The organism is Trueperaceae bacterium (assembly GCA_019454765.1).
Lineage (GTDB): Bacteria > Deinococcota > Deinococci > Deinococcales > Trueperaceae > JAAYYF01.
In genome coordinates, this window is sequence record JACFNR010000060.1 from 1 (window position 1) to 1,711 (window position 1,711).

Here is a 1,711-nt window from a genome sequence, read left to right on the forward strand (position 1 = left end):
TCTGCGGTTCATCTGGTACCTCCGTTGGTCCTGCAAGTGCGAGGAGTATGGAGCCTGCCGGAACCCGTGGTGCGTGGTAATCAGGCGGCATCCGTGGTCAGTGAGCAGGTTGTAGCAGGGTGGGTCTTACGTTGTTCGCACGGGGAACTGACGGGCTCCTTACCTCTCGGGTCGGTAGGGGACCCCGTCAGTCTCCCGTGATAGTCCCGGCCCCATGCTGCGCGCACGTATGACACCCTCCCCCGAGCTACGCCACCCGCGCAGGTTCCCCCCTAGCCTCCTCGCGCTCGCCGCCGCGGTGTTCGTCGGCACGGCCGCGGCGGCCGGCCCGACCCTCGCCGCCGGCGTGGCGCCCCTCGCGGGCGCTTGGCCGGCCCTCACCGTCTCGGCCGCCCTGCCGTTCGCCGTGGTGGATTCCGAGGAGGGGCCGGTCGAGTTCGCCGGTCGGCTCGACGTGAGCACCCTCCTCGACTTCCCGACGCCGCCGTCGCTGGCTATCCTCGGCACGGCCACGCTCACGGGGCACGACTGGGTCGACCCCTACGCCGGCGTTGGGGCGGCGTTGGGCTGGCGCGGCGGCGCCGGGGCGCCGAGCGCCTTCGTCACGCCCGTGGCGGTCGTAGGGGTCCGCGTCCCACTGGGCGCCGTCTGGGCGGCCCGCATCGAGGGCGGCTTCGCGCCCCTCGTCGGCACCGCTTCCTTCGTGGTCGGCATCGAGGTGACGCCGTGGTGAGCAAGCTTCTCAAGACGCTGTTCGTGCCCGTGGCCATCCTCGTGGTGGCGGCCTGCAGCGGGCCCGCCAACCTCCCGGTGGAGCTGCGGCTCGACTCGATCACACCGGCCAGCGGGCTGCCCGGCGAAGCCGTGACGCTCGCGGGGCTCTTCACGCCGGGCGTGAGCGTGACCGTGTGCGGCCTGCCCCTCGGCGCCCTCAAGCTGGGCGAGGCGGAACGCGTGGTGGTGGCGCCCGGCATTGGCGGCCGCGGCCCGGCCACCGGCAGCGCCACCGGCACCATCCCGAACGTGCCTGCCGGCGCGACCTGCCCCGTCGAGCTCGTGCGTGACGGGCGGGTAGTGGCGTCGGCCACCGTGACCTTCACCTCCACGGCGGAACCGGCCGGGCCGACCGACCCCGAGGAGCCGACCGACCCGGAGGAGCCCACGGACCCGGAGGAACCGACCGACCCGGAGGAGCCCACGGACCCGGAGGAACCGACCGACCCCGAGGAGCCCGTGGCGGAGGTCTTCGTCATCTCCCCGGCCGGCGAGGAGCTGCTGCTCGGCTCCATCACGCAGTTCGGCGCGCGGAGCGTGGCCGACGAGGCCGACGTGACGACGGCCGTCACCTGGAGCTCGTCGGACGAGGCGGTGGTGACGGTGTCGAACGTCCCCGGTAGCGTGGGCATCGTCTCCGCCGTGGGGGTCGGTGTTGCCACGTTGACGGTGAGCTCGGACCTCGGCACCGGCACGGCCGAGGTGTCGGTGGTGGCGGGCATGGCCGAGGTGACGGGCGTGGTGGTGAGCGACGTGGCGGGCGCGTCCATCGGTCGTTCGAACACCTCCCGCAACGTGGCCGTCGACAAGCGCCTGCGCGTCCACGTCGTGTGGAGCGAGGGCACCAACCTGCGCTACACCCGCTCCACCCCCGGCGGAGCCGAGTTCGGCGCCAGCGTCGTCCTCAGCGCGGGTTTCGAGCCATGGGCCGGCGCGA

The 1,711-nt window shown here is 73.2% G+C and carries 2 protein-coding genes; both read left to right on the forward strand.

Annotated features, from left to right (window positions below; genetic code table 11):
* The first annotated feature begins 214 nt into the window (after positions 1-214).
* On the forward strand, positions 215-733 hold the full coding sequence (locus tag H3C53_12355) for a hypothetical protein (GenBank protein MBW7917456.1): 519 nt from the start codon (positions 215-217) through the stop codon (positions 731-733).
* Positions 727-1,711: Ig-like domain-containing protein (locus H3C53_12360; GenBank protein ID MBW7917457.1), on the forward strand; the 985-nt coding region annotated here is incomplete at its 3' end. The genes H3C53_12355 and H3C53_12360, both read left to right, overlap by 7 nt.

Coding starts and splice junctions, on each gene's coding strand:
- H3C53_12355 (MBW7917456.1), top strand. CDS start 215: ATGCTGCGCGCACGTATGACACCCTCCCCCGAGCTACGCCACCCGCGC.